At 55.8% G+C, this 1,232-nt stretch carries 1 protein-coding gene; it reads left to right on the plus strand.

Annotated features, from left to right (window positions below; all coding sequences use genetic code 11):
• Positions 1–63 precede the first annotated feature (63 nt).
• Positions 64–1,193, plus strand: a protein-coding gene (locus Q1A63_RS25570; protein WP_298976939.1) for an IS3 family transposase whose coding sequence is annotated in 2 segments (ribosomal slippage) — positions 64–307 and positions 307–1,193 — 1,131 coding nt in all. Because the reading frame shifts where the segments join, the coding sequence is not laid out codon by codon here.
• Positions 1,194–1,232 lie beyond the last annotated feature (39 nt).

Genomic DNA, 1,232 nt, shown 5'->3' on the forward strand with positions numbered 1-1,232 from the left:
TGGACCTGTCGCGGTTTGATGCCGCTCCTTTGATAGCATTTATTGCAGCAAAGGAGACGAATTATGGGACTGAAACGGACAGACGAATTCCGGGCTGATGCGGTGCGGATTGCGCTAACCAGCGGACTGACACGAAAGCAGGTGGCGTCTGACTTGGGTGTTGGCCTTTCGACGCTGAACAAATGGGTTACGGCGCATCGCGACACCGAGGTTGTGTCTGACAAGGACCTCGATCTTGCCCGTGAGAATGAGCGGCTTCGACGCGAGAACCGCATTCTCAAGGAGGAGAGGGACATTCTAAAAAAGGCCACAGCCTTCTTCGCGAGCCAAAAGCCATGAGGCTCCGGTTCATCGAAGAGCATGGCTGCGACTTCCCGATCACCCGCCTTTGCCAGGTTCTGGATGTCAGCGAACGAGGCTTGCGTGCCTATCGCAGCCGACCGGCCAGTCAAAGGCAGCGAACCGACATGGTCGTTCTTGCGCATATCAAAGAACAATCACGTCTCAGCTTGGGCAGCTATGGCAGGCCAAGAATGACCGAAGAGCTGAAAGAGCTTGGCTTGAACGTCGGGCACCGTCGCGTCGGTCGGTTGATGCGTGAGAATGGCATACGGGTTGAACGATCGAAGAAATACAAGGTCACGACCGACAGCAACCACGCTTTCAACATCGCGCCGAACCTGCTGAACCGGGACTTCCATGCCGCACAACCGAACCAGAAGTGGGCGGGCGACATCAGCTACGTTTGGACCCGCGAAGGCTGGCTGTACTTGGCCGTCATTTTGGACCTGCATTCTCGGCGTGTGATCGGCTGGGCCGTCAGCAATCGTATGAAGCGTGACCTGGCGATCCGGGCGTTGAAGATGGCCGTGGCACTGCGGCAGCCACCCAAAGGCTGCATCCATCATACGGATCGCGGAAGTCAGTATTGCTCTCACGATTATCAGAAGCTGCTGCGCCAGCATGGGTTCAAGGTATCAATGAGTGGTAAGGGCAATTGCTATGATAACTCTGCTGTCGAAACCTTTTTCAAAACTATCAAGGCAGAGCTGATCTGGCGCAGGTCCTGGCAGACACGACGGGAGGCCGAAATTGCGATCTTTGAGTACATCAACGGCTTTTACAATCCGCGCAGGCGCCACTCAGCATTAGGCTGGAAAAGCCCGGTCGCCTTCGAACGAAAAGTGGCCTAAACGAGCACTTGGGGCGGCACTAAAACGCGACAGGTCCAG

This window comes from uncultured Roseobacter sp., assembly GCF_947499265.1.
Lineage (GTDB): Bacteria > Pseudomonadota > Alphaproteobacteria > Rhodobacterales > Rhodobacteraceae > Roseobacter.